This is a genomic window from Roseburia sp. 1XD42-69 (genome assembly GCF_003612565.1).
GTDB lineage: Bacteria > Bacillota > Clostridia > Lachnospirales > Lachnospiraceae > Roseburia_B.
Window position 1 is genome coordinate 20,048 of sequence record NZ_RAZG01000028.1, and the last position, 19,285, is coordinate 39,332.

A 19,285-nucleotide genomic window follows, 5' to 3' on the forward strand; every position below is an offset into this window, starting at 1 on the left:
GGCGCTAAAATAACTATGATTCCCTTTCCTCTGGAGATATTTTAACCACAATCAGCTTCACCCCAGTAACTTCCACCACTCTGGCTAACTCCCCCTCTTCTAAAATCTCATCCTCCCTCTTGCTGCGGGCCGTCCACTCCTGACCGTTTAGCACCGCAGTGCCTGTTCCATTGATATTGTCCACTCTCCCAGTAATTTTCACTGTTTTATCCACCACATCCTCGTAATTGGTACGGATTTTATTCGGGTTTATATATTTGATAGCAAAAGGTCGGGTAAAAATCAGAAGTACCATAGAGACAATAAAAAATACCACAAACTGCGCAAAGGTTCCAAATCCCAGGGCACAGACCCCCATTGCCGCCAATGCCCCTGCTGCAAACCAGATTGTGGCAAGCCCTACGGTAACAGCCTCTGCAATCAGAAATATAATCATTATAATAAGCCAGATTAACACTGTCATGTTTGGCCTCCCTTTAAAGATAACTTATTTCTTATGATACCATTTTGAGAAAACAATTTCAATGTTTTTCTGTGCCGGAAAAACCACTTTTTGTCACAGTCTGCCCTTTCCACAATATGGCAAAATAAAACGAGAAGCCCTCTTAAGACTCCTCGTATATTTTATGGAAATAATCATTCAGTTTTGCCAGTGAGTACACAAGCACCGTTGTCTCCTGCTCGTTTAACCCTTCTTTTGCATTCTCTATCATCCTGCGGTGAAATCCTTCGTGGTGTCGGTATGCCCTTTTCCCTTTCTCCGTCAGGGACACAAAGACCACCCGCTTATCCTTCTTTCCCCGCTCCCTTAAGGCATAGCGCTTTTCCACCAAACCGTCCATGGCCTTAGTGAGGGTGCCGGTTGTCACGTTTAAGAGCTTTGCCACTGTAGACATGCTTTTCGGCTCTTTGATACCAATGGCTTCTATCACATGCATATCGTTGACGCTGATGTCTTTAAACTCTCTGGTAATCAGACATTTCTCTTCGATTTCCACAATGTCTTTAAAAAGTTTTACCAACAATTCATTCAGCACTTCATCGGCACCGGACAACCTTTCTGCCTCCATTTTTTCCTCCATAAAACATTTTACCATTCTAACACTGCCGCTCCCCAGGTTAAGCCTCCCCCAAATCCGGCAAGCACAATTTTATCTCCTTTTTTTATCCTTCCCGCTCTGTTAATTTCATCCAGAAGAACAGGTACGCTTCCCGCGGAAATATTACCGCACTCCTGTAAATTCGTGGGAAATTTTTCCATGGGGACCTTAAGGCGCTTTGCCACAGATTCGATAATACGGATGTTTGCCTGGTGAAGAATAAACAAATCAATATCTGAAACAGTAAGCCCTGCCTCCCCCAAAGCCTCCAAAATCGCTTTGGGCACAGTGCGCACCGCAAATTTGTACACTTCCTGTCCGTTCATATTGGTGTAAGATAAATCCGTGGAATTTTTCATATAGGGATTGTTGATTCTTCTGTTTTCACAGGTAAGGGCCTGGCCCTTGGCCCCATCAGAGCCCTGGGAAATCCCAAGGATGCCAAAGTCACTGTCCACCTTTACCAAAGCAGCCCCGGCCCCGTCTCCAAAGAGCACACAGGTGCTTCTATCATTCCAGTCCATCATCTTGGAGAGAATCTCCCCCCCCACTACAAGAATATTTTTATACCTGCCGCTTTTTATATAGGCGTCCGCGGTCTGCAGGGCGAAAAGGAAACCGGAACATGCGGCATTGATATCAAAAGCCACTGCATTCACTGCCCCAAGCTCCCGCTGAAGTTCGCAGGAAAGGCTGGGAAACACGTTGTCGGGAGAGAGGGTTGCCGCCAGAATCATATCAAGCTCCTCCGGTAAAGCCCCTGCTTCCTCCAAAGCCTGAAGGGATGCATGAAAAGCCAAATCAGTAAGAGTTTCCTCCGTGGCGATATGCCTTGCGCCGATTCCGGTACGGCTTTTAATCCACTCATCGGAGGTGTCCATAATTTTACTCAAATCATCGTTGGTGACAATCCGCTTCGGAAGCGCACTGCCCGTACCACATATCCTGGTTTTCATCTCATTCTCCTCACCCTAAAAACTCCGGAACCGCTGATACCGTTCCTCTGCTATCTCCTGACCGCTTTTTCCTTTATATTTCTCTAAAAACTCCCGCATATTACACTTCATAAACATAGCAATGTCGTGGAGGGCCTTATCATCCGCCCCGCCGTACTCGGGAATTACTTTTTCCACCACGTTTAAATGAAGCAGATCCTGGGCAGTAATTTTCATCACCTCTGCTGCCTCTTTTGCCCGTTTCCCATCTTTCCACAGGATAGATGCGAATCCTTCGGGAGATAGGACAGAGTAGGTGGCATTTTCCATCATCCACACCTCGTTGCCCACGGCAAGAGCCAGTGCGCCGCCGCTTCCCCCTTCTCCAATCATAAGGGTGAGAATGGGCACTTTCACCGCAGACATCTCATAGAGGTTCCTTGCAATGGCTTCCCCCTGTCCTCCTTCTTCCGCTTCCATGCCGCAGAATGCCCCGGAAGTATTTACAAAAGTAATAATGGGCCGCCCGAATTTTTCCGCCTGTTTCATTAGGCGCAGGGCTTTTCTGTATCCTTCCGGCGAGGGCATGCCGTAATTGTGAAGCATGCAGTCCTTCATATCTTTTCCCTTGTGGACGCCAATTACCGTTACGGGCTGGCCGTCAAGGTATGCGATTCCTCCTACCACTGCCGGGTCATCCCTGAAATACCTGTCCCCGTGGAACTCTATAAAATCGTTAAAAATTTCATCCATATAATCCACAGACGCAGGTCTGTCAGTTTTTCTTGCCGCCTTCACTTTTTCCCAGGCGGTAAGGCTTCTGCTCTTTGCACTTCTCTCTTTCATCAGTTCGCTGGGGGCATACTCAAAGTCCGTTGCCGGGGTAAAATTGGCAAATCCCTCCTGGCTGCGATGCAATTTCAATATTTTATATAAAGTCTTCTTTAAATCTTTACGCTCCACAATAGCGTCTACAAATCCGTGCTCTAACTGGAACTCCGCCCTCTGAAATCCCTCTGGCAGTTTCTGCCCGATGGTCTGCTCAATTACCCTGGGGCCGGCAAAACCGATTAATGCTCCCGGCTCTGCTAAAATAATATCTCCCAACATGGCAAAACTTGCCGTCACCCCCCCGGTGGTGGGGTCTGTGAGGACAGGAATATACAAAAGCCCTGCGTCGGAATGTTTCTTTAAGGCCGCAGATGTCTTTGCCATCTGCATCAGGGAGATAATTCCCTCCTGCATCCTTGCGCCGCCGGAACAGCAGAATAAAATCACCGGAAGATTTTCTTCTGTGGCCCGCTCTACGGCGGAAGCAATTTTTTCTCCCACTACATGGCCCATGCTGCCCATTAAAAACCTGGCGTCACAGACACCTACCACTGCATCCTCCCCGTAGATTTTCGCCGCTCCGATGGTAACTCCCTCGTGAAGCCCGGTCTTTTCCTGGGTTGCCGCAAGTTTTTCCTCATACTCCGGAAAATCCAGGGGATTTTTGGTCTCAAGCTCCTCAAACCAGGGAGAAAAGCTTTTGGCATCCGCCACCATCTTAATTCTGTTGGATGTCCGCACACGGAAATAATTGCCGCAGGCATAGCAGACATATTTATTTTCTTTTACATCTGACTTTACAAGTTCTTTTTTACAGGCGGGGCAGACCATTATGTCTTTGTCTGACTTACCCTCTGTGGATTTTGTCTCATTTCCCTTTGTGTTAGTCGCATTTTTCTTTTTAAATAAAGGTGCCATTTTAATTTTCGCCTCCGATTGCAAATGTGAGTTCTGCGGACGCTGCAAGTTTACCGTTTACTCTCGCAGTCCCTTTTCCGATTCCGATTGGGCCTTTTTCCTTGATAATCTCAAGCTCCAGTTCCAACACGTCCCCGGGCAGTACCTTGTTTTTAAACTTGGCATTGTTAATTCCTGCAAAATATGCCGTCTTTCCCTTATTTTCCGGCCTGCTTAAAATGGCTACGGCCCCTACCTGGGCCATGGCCTCAATAATCAAAACCCCGGGCATCACCGGCTCACCTGGAAAGTGTCCGGCAAAAAACGGCTCGTTGTAGCTGACACATTTTTTTCCCACTGCCCGCTTGCCTTCCTCCACTTCCTCAATGGTGTCGATCAGCAGAAAAGGCTGTCTGTGGGGAATGATTTCCATAATCTGTTTTGTACTGTATAATGACATATTCTACCCCTCGTATTTTGCCAGTAAAAGCGTCGCATTATGCCCCCCGAATCCCAGGGAATTGCTCAGGGCATATTTGTAATCTCCCCTGGCAGGCTCTTTACAGTAATCTAAGTCTATCTCTTCATCCTGGGTGGTATATCCCACGGTCTGGTGGAGATACCCCTCCTCTAACTCCTTGACACAGGTGACAAATTCAATGGCTCCTGCAGCCCCCAGGAGATGCCCTACCATAGATTTGGTGGAGTTGATTTTAAGGTCTTTTGCATGGTCTCCAAAAGCAAGTTTAATGGCCCTTGTCTCAAAGAGGTCATTGTGGTGGGTGCCTGTGCCGTGGGCGTTGATATAATCAATATCCTCCGGCTTTATCCCCCCGTCTTTTACTGCGTATAACATGGCTTTTGCAGCGCCCTCACCGCTCTCCTCCGGGGATGTAATATGATATGCGTCTGAGGTGCATCCGTATCCCAAAACTTCTGCGTAAATTTTTGCCCCTCTGTTTTTTGCGTGCTCTAACTCTTCCAGCACAACAATGGCTGCACCTTCGCCCATGACAAACCCGCTTCTGTTTTTGTCAAAGGGAAGCGAACATTTTTCCGGGTCGTCCACGGTGGACAGGGCGGTAAGGGCTGCAAATCCCGCAATGCCCACCGGGGTTACGCTGGCCTCGGAACCCCCGGCAACCATTACGTCCGCATCCCCGTACTGAATGGTACGGAATGCCTCGCCGATGCTGTTTGTGCCTGTGGCACATGCCGTCACCACATTTAAGCTTTTTCCTTTCAGCCCGAACTGGATGGAAACGTTTCCTGCCGCCATGTTGCTAATCATCATAGGCACCATAAGAGGGTTTACACGGTTCGGCCCTTTCTCTAAAATTTTAGAATGATTTGCTTCCATGGACTGGATGCTTCCTGTGCCGGAGCCAACGGAAACTCCCACCCGGTAAGGGTCTTCTTTTTCCATATCAAGCCCTGCATCCTCTATGGCCTCTTTTGCCGCAGCTACCGCATACTGGCTGAAAAGTTCCATTCTCTTTGCCGCTTTAAAATCCATAAATTTTTTTGCGTCAAAGTCTTTTACTTCCGCTGCAATATGGCACTTATATTCTGATGCGTCAAAATGTGTGATTGGCCCAAAGCCGATTTTTCCTTCCTTTGCGGACTGCCAAAATTCTTCTACGGAAAGCCCGATAGGAGTAATCGCACCCATTCCTGTTACAACAACTCTCTTACTCATTTTTTCATTTCCTCCGATATTTCATATCCTATATGCTCATTCCGCCGTCCACGGCAAACACCTGTCCGGTAATGTAATCCGATGCATCCGACGCTAAAAACACCGCCATATTGGCAATATCTTTTGTGGTCCCGATGCGTTTTAAAGGAATGGCATCTGTCATTTTGGCCTTCGCATCTTCTGTCATAGCCTCCACCATATCTGTGGCAATAAAACCCGGGGCAATGGCGTTTACATTGATTCCACGGCTGGCAAGCTCTCTTGCCACGCTTTTCGTAAGGCCGATGACTCCCGCTTTGCTGGCGCTGTAATTTGCCTGTCCCGCATTTCCCAAAATTCCGGAAACGGAAGAGATATTTATAATCTTTCCGCATTTCTGTTTTAAGAAATACCTGGACATATGGCGGATGGTATTAAATGCGCCTTTTAAGTTTGTGCCAAGCACCGCATCAAAATCTTCCTCGGACATTTTCATTAAAAGCCCGTCTCTTGTAATTCCTGCATTGTTTACAAGAATATCAATTTTGCCGTATTGTTTGATTAAATCCTGTATCATTGCGCCGCAGGCTTCAAAGTCAGATACATTGCACTGGTAAGTCTCTGCTTTTCCCCCGGCAGCACGGATTTCCTCCGCTGCGCTCTCCGCTTTTTCCTTAGAGCCGTTATAATTTAAAATTACTGCAGCTCCCTCTTTTGCCAAAGATAAAGCAATCTCTTTTCCGATTCCCCGGCTGGCGCCTGTTACCAGGGCAACTTTATTTTCCAACATAATTTTTGAAGTCCTCCAGCTTATCAATATTATTTACTTTCACATCCCGGTTAATTTTACGCATAAATCCGGTAAGGGTTTTTCCCGGCCCGATTTCCAAAAACTCGTCTGCGCCGTCTGCAATGAGGCGCTCCACCGTCTGCTGCCAGCGCACAGAGGATGCTACCTGTTTTGTGAGCAATGGCTTTACATCGGAGGCTTTTGTGACATAATCTGCGGTGACGTTGGCAAGGTAGGGGATAAACTCATCCGCTATTTTTACATCCTTTAATGCTTCCCCCAGTTTTTCCCCTGCGCCGGATAACATTTGGGAGTGGAAGGGCCCGCTGACCTTTAAAGGCACAATGCGCTTTGCCCCTGCTGCTTTTAGTGCTTCCCCTGCTGCGTCCACAGCAGCCTTTTCTCCGGTAATCACAATCTGTCCGGGACAATTGTAGTTTGCAATGGAAACGATTCCTTCCGTTTTTTCACAGACTCCCTCGATAACTTCCGCATCAAGGCCCAAAACTGCGCTCATGGCCCCCCCTGTGGGAACTGCTTTTTGCATATAAATTCCTCTTTTTCTCACAACGGAAAAAGCGTCTTTCATATCCATAACATTTGACGCTATCAATGCACCGTATTCTCCCAGGCTTAAGCCCGCCGTTACATCCGGGGTGATGCCCTCTTCTTTTAATGCAGTTAAAATAGCCGCTTCCGTGGCCAGCATTGCAATTTGTGTATATTCCGTAATATTAATTTTGTCATTTTCCTCAAAACAAAGCCCCGGAATATCCAAACCGGAGGCCTCTGATGCTAAATCATACACTTTTTTGCAGGCCGGAATTGTATCATAAAATTCCTTGCCCATTCCTACGTACTGTGACCCCTGTCCAGGGAACATAAATACCAGCTTACCCATGCCAACATCTCCTATCTCTTAACAGTCTATGGCTGTCTCTGTCCTAATAAACTTTCTGCCTGTGCCACGATTTCTTCTATCATTTCTTTACAGGTCTGCTCCTTGCTCACAAGGCCCGCAATCTGTCCTGCCATCAGGCTTCCCTTTACCACATCACCATCCATAACGGCGCTTCTTAAGGAACCTAAGGTAAGGCGCTCTAACTCTTCTAATCCTACACCCTCCTCTTCCATTTTTAAGTACTCTCTTGTCATCTGGTTTCTAAGTACCCGGATGGGATGCCCTGTGCTTCTCCCTGTCACCTCAGAGTCGATGTCCTTTGCCTTAATGATGCGCTCTTTGTAATTGGGATGTACAATGGATTCTTTTGCCACTACAAATCTTGTTCCCATCTGAACTGCTTCGGCGCCTAACATGAAAGCCGCCGCAAGGCCTCTCCCGTCGCCGATTCCTCCTGCTGCAATGACAGGAATTTTTACAGCGTCCACCACCTGGGGAACCAGTGTCATAGTGGTTGCGCTTCCGATATGTCCGCCGGACTCCGTTCCTTCCGCCACAACGGCATCGGCGCCGCCCCGCTCCATCATCTTTGCCATAGCTACGCTTGCCACCACGGGAATTACCTTCACACCGGCTTCTTTCCACATATCAATGAACTTTCCGGGATTTCCCGCACCGGTTGTCACTACCTTAACCCCCTCTTCCACTACCACCTGGGCAACTTCCGGGGCATTGGGGTTCATCAGCATTACATTGACGCCAAAGGGCTTATCCGTAAGCTCTTTTACTTTCTGTATCTGCTCCCTCACCACTTCGGGAGGTGCGCTGGCCGCTCCGATAATCCCTAAGCCCCCGGCTTCCGATACGGCGGCTGCCAGATGATATTCCGCAACCCAGGCCATGCCTCCCTGAATGATAGGATATTCAATTCCAAGTAACTCTGTAATCTTGGTTTTCATGATTTTATGCCTCTACGCCTTTTGTTTTCAAATACTCAATAACATCGTTTACAGTTAAAATTTTCTCTAAGTCCTCTGAGGGAATCTCCACGCCGTACTCTTCCTCAAGGCTCATAACAAGCTCAAATAAATCCAGGGAATCTGCACCCAGGTCGTCTTTGAAGTTGCTCTCTGCCTTTACTTCATCCTCTGAAACGTTTAACTGCTCTGCGATAATAGTTTTCAATTTTTCCAACATGTGATTTTCTCCTTTTTACCTTTTTCATTTTTTTACATTTGACCAGAAAATATTTTGATAGTCAAATTATTTGATAAGCAAAGTATATATGCACTGGATATATTTGTCAATATGTTTTTTAAGATTTTTTAAGGAGCTCACTGCAGCACCATTCTAACGGCGGGAGTTTTTAAGCCGGAAGGCATAGATCAGTTCCTTTAACAAGCCGGACTGGGAGGACATCTCCTGGCTGGCCGCCGCACACTCCTGGCTTGTGGCAGAGTTATTCTCAACTACTGCGGAAATCTGTTCCACCCCGGTAGCCACCTGCTCCATGGCCTGAGTCTGGTTCTCCACTGCCGCCACAACCTGTTCCATCTTCACCGTCACATTTCCAGCCAGTTTTCCGGTCTGCTCCAGGGCCTCTGTAACCCTGTTCATAACCTTGCCGCCTTCGGTAATGGAGGCAACGGAATTTTCAATCAGCTCCTTTGTAGCCTTGGCAGCCTCATCGGACTTAGCCGCCAGACTGCTGATTTCTTCTGCCACGACGGCAAAGCCTTTGCCGGCGGCACCGGCTCTGGCAGCCTCCACAGCCGCATTTAATGCAAGAATGTTAATCTGAAAAGCAATATTTTCTATAGTGGCAATAATGGTGCTAATCTCCTTGGAATCATTGGAAATATTTTCCATGGACACGCTCAGCTCCCTCACGTTCTCCATACTGATACCAAGCTGTGCACCGGCCTGATTGACAAAGTGTCCAACCTCTTCCGCCGCTTCCGCAGTCCGCTTTGCATCCTCTGAAATTCCCGTAATGGTGGTTGAGATTTCAGTGACGGCGCTGGCCTGCTCAGTAGCCCCCTGGGCCAGAGTCTGGGCACTGGCAGACACCTGGTCGGAACCGTTGGATACGTGCCCGGCGCTGGCCGCAATCTGTCCCATTGTCTGGTTTAATGCGCCTAAAATACTGTCCAGGGACTTCTTTATCGTATGGAAATCCCCCATATAGTCCTGATTGGCCTCCTTCGTCAAATCCCCTTCAGCAATGGCTTCAAGCACGTCTGCTATTTCCCCTATGTAAGACCTGAGACGGCGGATGGTATCCTCAAATATTTCCCCAAGCATACCAATTTCATCTTTTGAGCGGATACCGATGGAAACTTCCGTTCCCTCAGCCAGCCCAAGCTCACCCTGCTCCATCTCCATGGCCGCCTGAGTGATTTTTCCCAGAGGAATGGAAACCGTTTTCTTTATGTAAAATGTTAAGAAGATGATGCACAAAATAATCACAGCCGCACTAATCGCCATAGCATAATTGATAATTCTGCCAGTTGCCGTCTCCGCATCCGTTACGGATATCCCGGCAAAAATCAAGCCGTCAATCTCACCGCTCTCATTCTTTGTGGGCACATAAGAGCACAAGTAGGATTCTCCCAGGATATCCGCCTGGCCTACATAGGACTGCCCCTGGGTAAGTACAATGTCGCACAAATTGGAAGCAAGCTTTGTTCCCACTACCCGCTGTCCGTTTTGGGTCACTGTACTGTAAGCCCTGGTGTCCCCCTGAAAAATTGTGAACTCACAGCCCATACGCTCTTTTAGCCCATCCAGAACCTGGTTAATATCTTCATCCTCCGATATCCGTTCCAATTCATGCTGCAGCATATTGGTACCGCTTGTACAAACATTGGTCTGCATACTTCTCACCAGCTTATTAAACATGGTGACACAGACCACCACTGCCAAAATGATAGAAAGCGACAGCATGATTACTACAACATTGCCAACCTTCCGTCCGATATGCCTGCACTTTCTGTTCCTTTTTCCCTCTACAACCTGTTTTTTTCCCATACCGCTTTTTCTCCGTTTTTTTATAGTAATATTGGCTGTGCCGGCCCGAAATGGGCTGTAAGCAAAGCCTGTTTCTATTGTAACATAGGATACGAAAATAAAAAACATATTTTTCTCTGTTTCAAATACTGCTGCCAGGCTGCTTTTAACCTCTGTACGCAATTATGCGTATAATTCATTATACTTTTTCCAAAATTACTTAAGAATACTCAACTTTCGGTGGAACTACGGGACAATTATAATTGCTTGCACATTTCATATGCTTCTCTCCTTACACTATACTTTTAGATACTACATATCAAAAAAATAGAAAGGAAGTAATGTAATGAATTTTTATAAAATTATCTTTCCTTGTGCATAGTTTTTCAATTTTTTTCCAGACTATATCCTATCAACGATTTTCAGAAAGGATTTATTATGGAAAAAAATGTAAATTTAAACTATGCCACAGACCATGTGAGCCAGGCAAAAGAGGCGGATATCAAAAATACTGTCACAAACGGCATCCGGGACGCAATTCCCGGAAATTCCTCCCCTGCGGCGGTAAAACAGGAGGGGTTTTATAATGAAGATGACAAAGCAGCGCCGGACAATAACCCCTTTTTTACGGAGAGGAGTAATCCCTTAAGCAGTAAAGGAAATTAATTGCACCGGGCAGAGATAACTTTCCTCTGCCCGGTGTTTTTATTTTACACAACAATTTCAAACACTTCACTTTGACTTTCTCCGCATATTCCTTATTTTTATGAAAACTAAAGCTGATTAAGTATCCCTTTGTACAGCTTCTGCTGTCAAGGTAACTTTTAAGCTTCTCCAACCCTTTTTCCCGGTACTTTTGCCATGCCATATTTTAAGTTCTACAATATGCTCAAAACCTCCGTAGGATATCACAACATCCATCCTTGAACTGCTTCGGGTTTCCGGTTTCTGCAAATTGGTTCTTTTCCAGATTTTTTACAATACATACCCCCGCTCCAATAACAATCACAGCCATCAAAAAATACTCCCCGCAGCATACAGGCTTTTCCGCAAATCCTCCCTGTAAAGTCTGTCCTCCTCCAAAAAACTGCTGATGACACAGGCAAAACTGTTTATATTGCCCGTGGCGTGTATGTAGCGCCCTTCCCCGATATAGATTCCAATATGTCCTGGGAAATACAGCAAATCCCCCTTTTTAAGCTTGTCAAAAGAAATGCTTTTTACCGGATAGCCCGGATGAATTTTTGCATCCCTGTAAATGATTACTCCCCCAAAGAGATAACACATAAAGGTCAGCCCGGAACAGTCAATTCCCTGCTGGCTCTTTCCCGCCCAGCGGTAGGGCGTGTTTAAGTAGCTGGCGGCAAACAAAACCACCTTTTCCCGAAACTGGGCCTCCGGGACATTTGGGCCAAGAAAATACCCCGGTTTTCTGCCCAGATAGAGATACCCGTCATCGTCAGGACGCCGCATCACTGCAATTTCAGGGACAAAACCTGTGATTCCCGATGCTGTCCGAACCCGCAGATATCCCTCATATGTTTTTCCCCGTACATCCTCCCCTTTCCCGGAATACGTTATACATTCCACATAACTTCCCTTGTCCAGAGTCACAAGCCTATCCCCCTGCACTTTTGTCTCTGCCAGCACATCCGCAAAAGGCGCCGCCACCATCATCTGTCTGCCGCACCTGTCCCTCTGCCTTAATTTTTCTTCTATGGTAATTTTCACCGCATCCCTTTTCACATATCCTGGATACCCATAATGAGTTACAATCTGATAATACTCCCCCTCCTCCCCCAAAATCCCCACTGCCCAGCCCATAAAAATCTGGTCAGCCGGGCTTTTCAAATCTTTTTCCATAAGAAAGGCAGAAGGCACCCTGACGATTCCTACCCTCATCCATAACTCCTTTGCATTTTTCTTTCAATATATGCAAAGATGTCCCCTTATAGCATCTCTCTGTAAAACTCCCACACATTTTTGTAACACACTGCCTCAATTTCACTTTCCCGAAACCCAGATTTTTTCAAAGCATCCCACAAAAGCTCTGCCTTAGAAGCATCTTTTAACTCCAGATTATCGTCCATACCGTCAAAGTCGGAACCAAGGCCGATGCAGCCGATTCCTCCCACATCCGCCATGTGGCGGATATGCCTGACAATATCTTTCACCCTGCTGAAATACACTCCATTTGTCTTTTCTTCCGTAAGAAAAGTCCCATAATAATTAATTCCGATAATACCACCCTGGTCCGCAATCTTACGAATCTGCCCATCTGTAAGGTTCCTGGGATGCCTGCAAATTTCTCTGGCATTGGAATGACTTGCCGCAATCCTTTTCTTGCTGTATTTTAGCACATCTGAAATTCCCTCATCCGAAAGATGGGACACGTCCACAATTATCCCCAGCTCCTCCATTTTTTCCAGAAAAGCAATCCCCGTCTCCGTTATGCCCTTCCCCTCCCTGACACTTACTCTCCTGTCATCACAGGCTGCAGGCGATGCAAGGGAGTTTTCATAATTCCAGGTAAGGGTCATCATCCTTGCCCCCAGGCGGTACATCTTCTCCAGTTTATTTAAATCCCCCTGGCAGATTTCCCCCTCCTCCAAGGTCAGAACAGCCGACAAAATCCCGTTCTTTTTGTTTTCCTCCATCTCCTGAAATGTGCGGGCCTGGCGAATCCGTCCCCCACACTGATTTATCTCTTTTATAAAAATCTCAATCTGCTCTTTTGCACAGGCGTAAGCGTCCTCTTCCTCCCCCCAGTCCACAAAAACAGCAAAATTCTGCAAAATGTAATTGCCTGTTTCCATTTTGCGCACATCTAACTGTAAATCGTTATCCATTAGGGTTACGACATTTCCCTGCCGTTTTTTTGCACGCAGCGCTGACAGGGTATCGCAGTGTAAATCTGCTATATACATAAAATTCCTCCTCAAATATTATTTCCTACAAAGAAAAACAGAAGCGGCCGTCTAATGCTCCGCTTCTTCTATCAGTTCCAGTATTTCATCCTCTGACCATAACTCATTTGGAAAAATAGATATATCTTCTTTGTGTTTTCGTATTTTTCAAAATATTAAGTAATTGTGCTCTTTCCTGAGCCATTCGGTCCTGCCAGAACAAGTATCATGGGTTTTCTATCAAACATACTGCCTCGTTCCATCTGCATACTCAATATATGCTTTTTTTCCACATCATATCTCGCTACAGTTTTTTTTCTAATAAGGAATTATTTTGTTCGTGTCATCCCCCCATTCGCCAGCCCTAAAAATAGAAAGAGCAGCGGCAGATGATAAATGGAATACCCGTTTACAAGACCCTGAATCAAATATACGCACAATGTCACAATCACCGCAATCTGCACCTCATTCTTTTTCCACGTACGAAATGCCTGAATAAGGGTAGCTATTAGCAGTCCAAAATATCCCAAAACACCAAGGAGTCCCATATCCACCAGTACCTGCATCAACTCATTGTGAGGATCGCGAAGATTTGATCCAAGATATGCCATAGATTCTTCCCTGAAAGATTCCGTCATAAAATCCTTATAACAGTTTTGCCCATTTCCAAAAAAGATCCGCCAAATCGGTTCTTCTTTTAAGGATTTCACTGTTCCTTTCCATATAAATCCCCTGTGGTTAAAGGTCTCATCCGTAAGGATAAAATGCCTGAAAAAAGAACTCTCCGGCAAACTTGCCCTTCTGACATTTATCCATACAAGAACCAGTGCGCCAATCACCCCCAAAACCAACAATACTCCTACAACAGTATATCTTACTTTTAAAAAACATTCCACAATAACTTCTTTTTTCCACATGAAAAACACTGCAAAAATTCCAAAGCAAACCACTTCAGCTAAAATCCATACATCACTCAGCACAAACGCCCCGATTCCATCAAAAGGATAGAGGTGTTCTCTCCACAAATGCAAAAGCAGGCAAATGGTGACTTTTGCTCCCAGATAAATTCCCAATAATTCTATGTAGCGCATTAACCATCGGGTATCTCCCAGGGCAAAATACCCCAGTATAAAAATCCCTGCTGCCACAGCAAACAATGCGCTTTCTGTCTTGATAAAAAATACAAATAAAAATCCCATATACAAATTGATGCCGTAAACCACCTGGGAAAAACGCTCCCTGCAAAGCATAAACATTACCATTACAAGGGGCAGCATCAGAGATACAAAACACGCATTAAAATTTGTATTCCCCAAAGGGGTCAAAAGAATATCCGGGGACTCACACCCGGTCTGTATGTACATAAAATTAATTTTGCAGGCGCACAAAATCCCAAAGAGATAAATCACTGCGCTGCCCAAAAGCCAGCCCCATATTACTGTGCTGTCAAATGTACCGTAACACCGGATGCCAAAATAAATCAGTATAAAACCCAAAAAACATATGCCGCACAGGGTTCTGCTGCACATCTCCCAAAAAGCTTCCTTCCTGTCTAAGGCAAGAACCGTGGACAGGAAAACTGATAATAACAGTATCAGGGCAAAAATAATATCCACTTTTTTGATGCACAATTTTTCCTTTCGGGAATCCCAAATTTTCTTTCCAAAAACCGGAAATAAAAAACATGTATAGATAAATGTAAAAAATAAAAAAAAATGCTTTTTATCCCACGTAAGGCTGAACATTTTATTGGTATAAAACACCGGAAAAAATACGCACATTACAAGAATATAAAAGCTTGTCACTTGCTGTCCCAGCCAGTCCGCCAGGTTGTCTATTTCCTTTTTCATCATCCGCTTTTTCATCCTTCGCTTTTTTCATTTTACAACAGCAAAAAAGCAGGAGTCATAAAGAGTTTCATTCTATATACTCCTGCTTTTTTATCTGTGAGATTACTGCATCTTACAGATTATTTCACTTTAATTTTTACCGTTGCTTTCTTTTTGCTTCCGTCCTTTGCCGTAGCGGTAATTTTGACAGTTCCTTTTTTCTTAGCGGAAACTTTACCTTTGGAATTAACGGTTGCAATTTTCTTATTAGAAGTTTTCCAGGTCACTTTCTGATTGTCAGCAGTTGCGGGTGTAACAGTTACTTTCAATGTCTGGCTTTTTTTCACCTTCATGGTTTTATTGCCCTTGATTGCCAGCTTTGTAACCTTAACGGCTTTCTTGCTTGCATTTAAAGTAACTTTTGCTGTTTTTCCATTACTGGTTTTTGCAGTAATTGTTGCTTTTCCAGCCTTTTTAATTTTTACTTTGCCCTTGCTGTCAACAGTTGCAATTTTCTTATTGGATGTTGACCATTTCACTTTTTTGTCTTTTGCATCCTTTGGTGTTACCGTAGCTTTAAAGCTGTAGGTTTTTCCCACTTTTGCTTTTAAAGTACCTTTTACAGTCTGGCCGTTTAATGTAATAGCTACTTTTGAAACTTTCTTATCTACTGGCTGCTCATCCTTCGTCGTTTTCACTGTTACCGTTGCAGTGGCTGTCTTATTGCCATCCTGTGTGGTAACTGTGATGGTTGCTTCCCCGTCACCGGTTGCTGTCACTGTACCATTTGCTACCGTTGCAACCTTATCATTGGAAGTTGCCCATGTAACATTTTTGTTTGTTGCATTAGCCGGAGCTACGGTAGCCGTTAATGTTGCAGTTGCTCCGATTTTGTCCAAAGTAACCGCTGTCGGCGCCACTGTCACACCTGTAACTGCCACTGTGTTAGGTGTATTGTCACCTGGCTTTTCATTTCCACTGGTAGTTCCGCCTGGCGTATTGTCCCCGCCGCCGCTGGTTATGTCTCCGCTTCCGCTGGTTACTGCTGCTTCCCCATTTCCCGTTGAAGCGTAAACAGCAAAATTTGCCGGAAGCAATGTAGTTCCCAAACATACTGCCATAGCAACTGCCGCTGCACGTTTCACAAAACCTTTTGTGAACTTTACTTTCAGTTCTGTCATTTTCATGTCCTCCTATTTTTCTCTTTTTTATCCTTTTTGTATGGCATTTCTTTCCATACTGTGATTCAGTGAATCACTCTGCATGTATCATTATAACGGTTCAGTGAACCACTGTCAACAATAAATCAAAACTTTTTAGCTGCCTTGTGCCATTTTGTATCCTTTTAAGGAATATGAAAGAATATTTTAAGGAAGGGCCGGTGACAATGCACCGGCCCACATGAGAAAAACAATTTTGTCTGGCTGCCTTATTAAAATAAAAAACTTAACTGTATAATCTATTATCTAGGGATATGGGCTGACCTATCCGAGTGGTGGCAATCCACCACTGTACACTTACTTTGCACTTCCTCTGGATCTGCTCCGATTTTCTGTTGTATTTAACCCTAGAAGAATTAAATCACAGAGCATATGATTCATTGTCACATTTGCATATTTAGAAGATTTTAAAACATCTAATTCTTCTTTCATAGCGTTGGACACAGAAACAGAATAGCGTTTTGGATTTTCAGCCATACTCTCCCCTCCTCTCAAGGTTCAGTGAATCACTATTTGCATTATTCATTATAAGAGTTCAGTGAACCACTGTCAATAAAAATGTAAAATTTTCCAATGGGTTTTTCTTCTTAAATTACCAGAAACCTTTTGTTTTTCAGCTTTAGTTGCCTTTACATCCTAGCATTACTCCGGTATAATCACAAATGAGGTGATGCATATGGCTACAAACAGACCAAGATATACGGTTTCTGTGGATGATGAACTATTCCAGAGAATTGAAGACTTCCGCTACGAACATCGTTATCAAACGCGTTCTCAGGCGACAGTTGAGCTCATTCGGCTTGGACTTGAAGCATTAAAAAAAGAGCAGACGGAAAAAAATGACGCATCTTCCGACAATTGAAGAAAAATCACTGGAAATTGCTTTTATCCAGTGATTTTTCTTCATTTCACATAAAATCTCCGCCGTTAAACCTCCGGCTGCTCTAAAAGTTCTCTTTTAAGACCTGCACAACCTTTGTGGCCGTCTTTTCACAAAATGTTTTGTCATGCTCCACAAACAAAAGGGTGGGCTGCCATTTTAAAATCAGGTTTTCCAACTGCATCCTTGAAAAAATATCAATATAATTTAAGGGTTCATCCCAAATATAAAGATGCGCCTTTTCGCAGAGACTTTTTGCAAGCAGGACTTTTTTCTTCTGCCCCTCGCTGTACTCTCTCATATCCTTGTCAAACATTTCCCTGGAAAAATCCAGTTTTCTAAGCACTGCTTTAAACAAACTTTCCTCTACTCCTTCTTTTACAGCAAAATCCTTAAGGTTTCCCCCCAGAAAAGAAGTGTCCTGGGAAACATAGGAGATAACCAGCCCGCTGCCCACTTTATATTCCCCCTCATATGCAATCTTCTCCCCCAGGAGTAATTTAATAACACTGGACTTCCCGCATCCATTGCATCCCTTTAACGCCACCCTGTCGCCTCGTTTTATGTCAAAGGCAACATTCCCGCATATCTTTCGGTTGTCATAAAACAGAGACACATTTTTAAGCTCGGCATAAACGTTGGAATGGTACTCCAGGGGACTTATTTTCAGGTCATCCGCCCTTTCTATATTTTTAAGCAGCTTTGACTTTTCTGCAATCTTCTTTTCCGCCCGTGCCTCCCCGGCCTTTGCCTTTGCCATCATCTTTGCTGACTTATGACCTATATAACCTCTGTCCACCCGCAGGCCGGCAATTCTGGTATGGTATTTTGTCTTTTCCACCTTATCCGCCCACTTAGCCTTCTCCGCCGCCGTCTCCTGTAATTTATGGATTTCTTTCTTTAACCTGTCATTCTCCGAAACCTCAAAGGCGTCACGGCGGCTTTTATTTTCCATCCAGGAAGAAAAATTTCCCTGCTCTATCTCAATATTATTTTTATTAATGGATAAAATGTGGTCAGTACAGGTGTCCAGGAAAGCCCTGTCATGGGATACTAAAATAAACCCTTTTTTGCTTTTCAGATAATTTGCTACCAAATCCCTTGCCTCTTCATCTAAATGGTTTGTGGGCTCGTCAATTAAAAGGAAATAATTGTCCCTGGAAAACAGAACGGAAAGCATCACTTTCGTCTGTTCCCCGTTGGAAAGAGTATCAAAGGGCCGGAATAACACAGAATCATCCACCTTAAGAATGGATAACTCCCTGGAAATCTTCCAGTAATCATAATCCGGGTATATCTCATCTACAATATCTATCCCATTTCTTGTCTTATCCCCCGTGTGAAAGGGAAAATAATCAAAACAGGAACTGTGGGTTATCTTACCCTGATAGGGAAACTGCCCTAAAAGTAATTTTAAAAAAGTAGTTTTTCCCCTTCCGTTTCTCCCTGTAAATCCCAGCCTCCAATCTGTATCTATGACAAAACTTACATTTTCAAATACATTATCATAACTGCCCTCATAGGCAAAAGTTAAATTCGATACTTTTATCTGTGCCATTTCTTTGTCCTCCTTTGCTTTGGCGTGTGCAATCGAGTAGGGATGGTTTTCCCCTACTCGCCGTGTGGCCCGCATGCCGCGTCTGCGGCAAATTTCCATATGCGGGTCTGCGCATAAAAATAGCCGCAGGAAAGTAAATTCCTGCAGCCCGAAAGACAAAGAAACGCTATGCATTCCTTGTTATAAGGGAAAAGAATTCATACTTTCCTGCTTACAGGCACAACAAAATGGACAGTAGTTACTGTCGAAATCACAATTTGTCTGCCTGAAATCATTAGCAAGAAAATATGAACATCCTTTCACCTCCAAATTTCATATAAACTGTTAGTATTATATCATGATTTTCAATATAATTTGTTTTTATGCATTATCCGGTTTTGCATAACGGTTCCAAACTTTATCCGCCCCGCACACATGCTTGCTTCCATCGGCCTCCGTTATAACATAATCTCCGTTTCCAATAAATGTCCTGCCTCTGCGGTGTACAATATACGGGCACACAATAGAGCCATCCTCTCTTGTTATCTTAACCAAAAAATCTGTGACAATCCAGCCTTTTGTCACAACATCGGACCAGAGCTCAAAACCATCTTCCATATTTTTTCCCACTTCATATTGCTCCACGTCAACTTCAAAACTAATTCTGCTGCTCTTCATCTTTTACCCTCCTGTCATTTTCCATATATCAGACCTGCACATTACCAACCCGCCAATAAATATATATTCCTACTTCTATAATAATGTAAATCAC

Annotated in this window: 20 protein-coding genes; 2 read left to right on the forward strand and 18 right to left on the reverse strand. The window is 44.6% G+C overall.

The window, feature by feature from the left end:
- Positions 1-13: 13 nt before the first annotated feature.
- From D7Y06_RS13815 to D7Y06_RS13865, 11 genes are all read right to left on the reverse strand, one after another.
- Entirely contained in the window at positions 14-463 is a 450-nt protein-coding gene (locus D7Y06_RS13815; RefSeq protein ID WP_120408370.1) for an NfeD family protein, read from the reverse strand.
- A gap of 142 nt (positions 464-605) precedes the next feature.
- Entirely contained in the window at positions 606-1,070 is a 465-nt protein-coding gene (locus D7Y06_RS13820) for a MarR family winged helix-turn-helix transcriptional regulator (RefSeq protein WP_120408396.1), read from the reverse strand.
- Between the two features lie 20 nt (positions 1,071-1,090).
- Positions 1,091-2,056, reverse strand: coding sequence for a beta-ketoacyl-ACP synthase III (locus D7Y06_RS13825; protein ID WP_120408371.1), 966 nt, complete (start codon positions 2,054-2,056; stop codon positions 1,091-1,093).
- 15 nt (positions 2,057-2,071) lie between these two features.
- Positions 2,072-3,784: an acetyl-CoA carboxylase carboxyltransferase subunit alpha gene (locus tag D7Y06_RS13830; RefSeq protein WP_120408372.1), complete on the reverse strand. Its 1,713-nt coding sequence runs from the start codon at positions 3,782-3,784 to the stop codon at positions 2,072-2,074.
- A gap of 1 nt (position 3,785) precedes the next feature.
- The gene (gene fabZ / locus D7Y06_RS13835) at positions 3,786-4,223 is read right to left on the reverse strand and encodes a 3-hydroxyacyl-ACP dehydratase FabZ (protein ID WP_120408373.1); all 438 of its coding nucleotides are present in this window, start codon (positions 4,221-4,223) and stop codon (positions 3,786-3,788) included.
- 3 nt (positions 4,224-4,226) lie between these two features.
- Complete coding sequence (gene fabF / locus D7Y06_RS13840; RefSeq protein ID WP_120408374.1) at positions 4,227-5,462, reverse strand: beta-ketoacyl-ACP synthase II; 1,236 nt, start codon at positions 5,460-5,462, stop codon at positions 4,227-4,229.
- 28 nt (positions 5,463-5,490) lie between these two features.
- A complete protein-coding gene (fabG, locus tag D7Y06_RS13845) occupies positions 5,491-6,231 on the reverse strand; it encodes a 3-oxoacyl-[acyl-carrier-protein] reductase (protein WP_120408375.1) in 741 nt (246 codons plus the stop codon).
- Positions 6,218-7,132, reverse strand: coding sequence for an ACP S-malonyltransferase (fabD, locus tag D7Y06_RS13850; RefSeq protein ID WP_120408376.1), 915 nt, complete (start codon positions 7,130-7,132; stop codon positions 6,218-6,220). The genes fabG and fabD overlap by 14 nt, the downstream gene beginning before the upstream one ends.
- Positions 7,133-7,158: 26 nt before the next feature.
- The gene (gene fabK / locus D7Y06_RS13855; RefSeq protein ID WP_120408377.1) at positions 7,159-8,091 is read right to left on the reverse strand and encodes an enoyl-[acyl-carrier-protein] reductase FabK; all 933 of its coding nucleotides are present in this window, start codon (positions 8,089-8,091) and stop codon (positions 7,159-7,161) included.
- A gap of 4 nt (positions 8,092-8,095) precedes the next feature.
- Entirely contained in the window at positions 8,096-8,329 is a 234-nt protein-coding gene (acpP, locus tag D7Y06_RS13860) for an acyl carrier protein (protein WP_120408378.1), read from the reverse strand.
- Between the two features lie 153 nt (positions 8,330-8,482).
- Complete coding sequence (locus D7Y06_RS13865; RefSeq protein WP_120408397.1) at positions 8,483-10,162, reverse strand: methyl-accepting chemotaxis protein; 1,680 nt, start codon at positions 10,160-10,162, stop codon at positions 8,483-8,485.
- A gap of 417 nt (positions 10,163-10,579) precedes the next feature.
- Between D7Y06_RS13865 and D7Y06_RS13870 the strand changes: the two genes are divergently transcribed.
- The gene (locus tag D7Y06_RS13870; protein WP_147415667.1) at positions 10,580-10,807 is read left to right on the forward strand and encodes a hypothetical protein; all 228 of its coding nucleotides are present in this window, start codon (positions 10,580-10,582) and stop codon (positions 10,805-10,807) included.
- Between the two features lie 348 nt (positions 10,808-11,155).
- Here D7Y06_RS13870 and D7Y06_RS13875 read toward each other — a convergent pair whose 3' ends face one another.
- The 5 genes from D7Y06_RS13875 to D7Y06_RS13895 form a co-directional block, all read right to left on the reverse strand.
- The gene (locus D7Y06_RS13875; protein ID WP_120408380.1) at positions 11,156-12,043 is read right to left on the reverse strand and encodes a C40 family peptidase; all 888 of its coding nucleotides are present in this window, start codon (positions 12,041-12,043) and stop codon (positions 11,156-11,158) included.
- Between the two features lie 47 nt (positions 12,044-12,090).
- Positions 12,091-13,068: a dipeptidase gene (locus D7Y06_RS13880; protein ID WP_120408381.1), complete on the reverse strand. Its 978-nt coding sequence runs from the start codon at positions 13,066-13,068 to the stop codon at positions 12,091-12,093.
- Positions 13,069-13,376: 308 nt separating this feature from the next.
- The gene (locus D7Y06_RS13885; protein ID WP_158591372.1) at positions 13,377-14,900 is read right to left on the reverse strand and encodes an O-antigen ligase family protein; all 1,524 of its coding nucleotides are present in this window, start codon (positions 14,898-14,900) and stop codon (positions 13,377-13,379) included.
- 116 nt (positions 14,901-15,016) lie between these two features.
- The gene (locus D7Y06_RS13890) at positions 15,017-16,057 is read right to left on the reverse strand and encodes an Ig-like domain-containing protein (protein ID WP_158591373.1); all 1,041 of its coding nucleotides are present in this window, start codon (positions 16,055-16,057) and stop codon (positions 15,017-15,019) included.
- A gap of 336 nt (positions 16,058-16,393) precedes the next feature.
- Entirely contained in the window at positions 16,394-16,573 is a 180-nt protein-coding gene (locus D7Y06_RS13895; RefSeq protein WP_120408384.1) for a hypothetical protein, read from the reverse strand.
- Positions 16,574-16,772: 199 nt separating this feature from the next.
- On the opposite strand from D7Y06_RS13895, the gene D7Y06_RS13900 reads away from it, so the two are divergent.
- Positions 16,773-16,958: a ribbon-helix-helix domain-containing protein gene (locus tag D7Y06_RS13900; RefSeq protein ID WP_199714717.1), complete on the forward strand. Its 186-nt coding sequence runs from the start codon at positions 16,773-16,775 to the stop codon at positions 16,956-16,958.
- 82 nt (positions 16,959-17,040) lie between these two features.
- On the opposite strand, the gene abc-f is transcribed toward D7Y06_RS13900, so the two are convergent.
- Positions 17,041-18,534 (reverse strand): ribosomal protection-like ABC-F family protein, encoded by a 1,494-nt coding sequence (gene abc-f, locus D7Y06_RS13905; RefSeq protein WP_120408398.1) that lies wholly within the window; start codon positions 18,532-18,534, stop codon positions 17,041-17,043.
- Between the two features lie 360 nt (positions 18,535-18,894).
- On the reverse strand, positions 18,895-19,191 hold the full coding sequence (locus tag D7Y06_RS13910) for a hypothetical protein (RefSeq protein ID WP_120408386.1): 297 nt from the start codon (positions 19,189-19,191) through the stop codon (positions 18,895-18,897).
- Positions 19,192-19,285 lie beyond the last annotated feature (94 nt).

Excerpts from the sequence above, each read along its gene's own strand:
- fabF (WP_120408374.1), bottom strand. The coding sequence starts at position 5,462 with ATGAGTAAGAGAGTTGTTGTAACAGGAATGGGTGCGATTACTCCTATC.
- D7Y06_RS13820 (WP_120408396.1), bottom strand. The coding sequence starts at position 1,070 with ATGGAGGCAGAAAGGTTGTCCGGTGCCGATGAAGTGCTGAATGAATTG.
- fabD (WP_120408376.1), bottom strand. The coding sequence starts at position 7,132 with ATGGGTAAGCTGGTATTTATGTTCCCTGGACAGGGGTCACAGTACGTA.
- D7Y06_RS13815 (WP_120408370.1), bottom strand. The coding sequence starts at position 463 with ATGACAGTGTTAATCTGGCTTATTATAATGATTATATTTCTGATTGCA.
- D7Y06_RS13890 (WP_158591373.1), bottom strand. The coding sequence starts at position 16,057 with ATGACAGAACTGAAAGTAAAGTTCACAAAAGGTTTTGTGAAACGTGCA.
- D7Y06_RS13825 (WP_120408371.1), bottom strand. The coding sequence starts at position 2,056 with ATGAAAACCAGGATATGTGGTACGGGCAGTGCGCTTCCGAAGCGGATT.
- D7Y06_RS13895 (WP_120408384.1), bottom strand. The coding sequence starts at position 16,573 with ATGGCTGAAAATCCAAAACGCTATTCTGTTTCTGTGTCCAACGCTATG.
- D7Y06_RS13880 (WP_120408381.1), bottom strand. The coding sequence starts at position 13,068 with ATGTATATAGCAGATTTACACTGCGATACCCTGTCAGCGCTGCGTGCA.
- D7Y06_RS13910 (WP_120408386.1), bottom strand. The coding sequence starts at position 19,191 with ATGAAGAGCAGCAGAATTAGTTTTGAAGTTGACGTGGAGCAATATGAA.
- D7Y06_RS13870 (WP_147415667.1), top strand. The coding sequence starts at position 10,580 with ATGGAAAAAAATGTAAATTTAAACTATGCCACAGACCATGTGAGCCAG.
- D7Y06_RS13900 (WP_199714717.1), top strand. The coding sequence starts at position 16,773 with ATGGCTACAAACAGACCAAGATATACGGTTTCTGTGGATGATGAACTA.
- D7Y06_RS13865 (WP_120408397.1), bottom strand. The coding sequence starts at position 10,162 with ATGGGAAAAAAACAGGTTGTAGAGGGAAAAAGGAACAGAAAGTGCAGG.
- acpP (WP_120408378.1), bottom strand. The coding sequence starts at position 8,329 with ATGTTGGAAAAATTGAAAACTATTATCGCAGAGCAGTTAAACGTTTCA.
- abc-f (WP_120408398.1), bottom strand. The coding sequence starts at position 18,534 with ATGGCACAGATAAAAGTATCGAATTTAACTTTTGCCTATGAGGGCAGT.
- D7Y06_RS13885 (WP_158591372.1), bottom strand. The coding sequence starts at position 14,900 with ATGATGAAAAAGGAAATAGACAACCTGGCGGACTGGCTGGGACAGCAA.
- D7Y06_RS13830 (WP_120408372.1), bottom strand. The coding sequence starts at position 3,784 with ATGGCACCTTTATTTAAAAAGAAAAATGCGACTAACACAAAGGGAAAT.
- D7Y06_RS13875 (WP_120408380.1), bottom strand. The coding sequence starts at position 12,043 with ATGAGGGTAGGAATCGTCAGGGTGCCTTCTGCCTTTCTTATGGAAAAA.
- fabG (WP_120408375.1), bottom strand. The coding sequence starts at position 6,231 with ATGTTGGAAAATAAAGTTGCCCTGGTAACAGGCGCCAGCCGGGGAATC.
- fabZ (WP_120408373.1), bottom strand. The coding sequence starts at position 4,223 with ATGTCATTATACAGTACAAAACAGATTATGGAAATCATTCCCCACAGA.
- fabK (WP_120408377.1), bottom strand. The coding sequence starts at position 8,091 with ATGAAAACCAAGATTACAGAGTTACTTGGAATTGAATATCCTATCATT.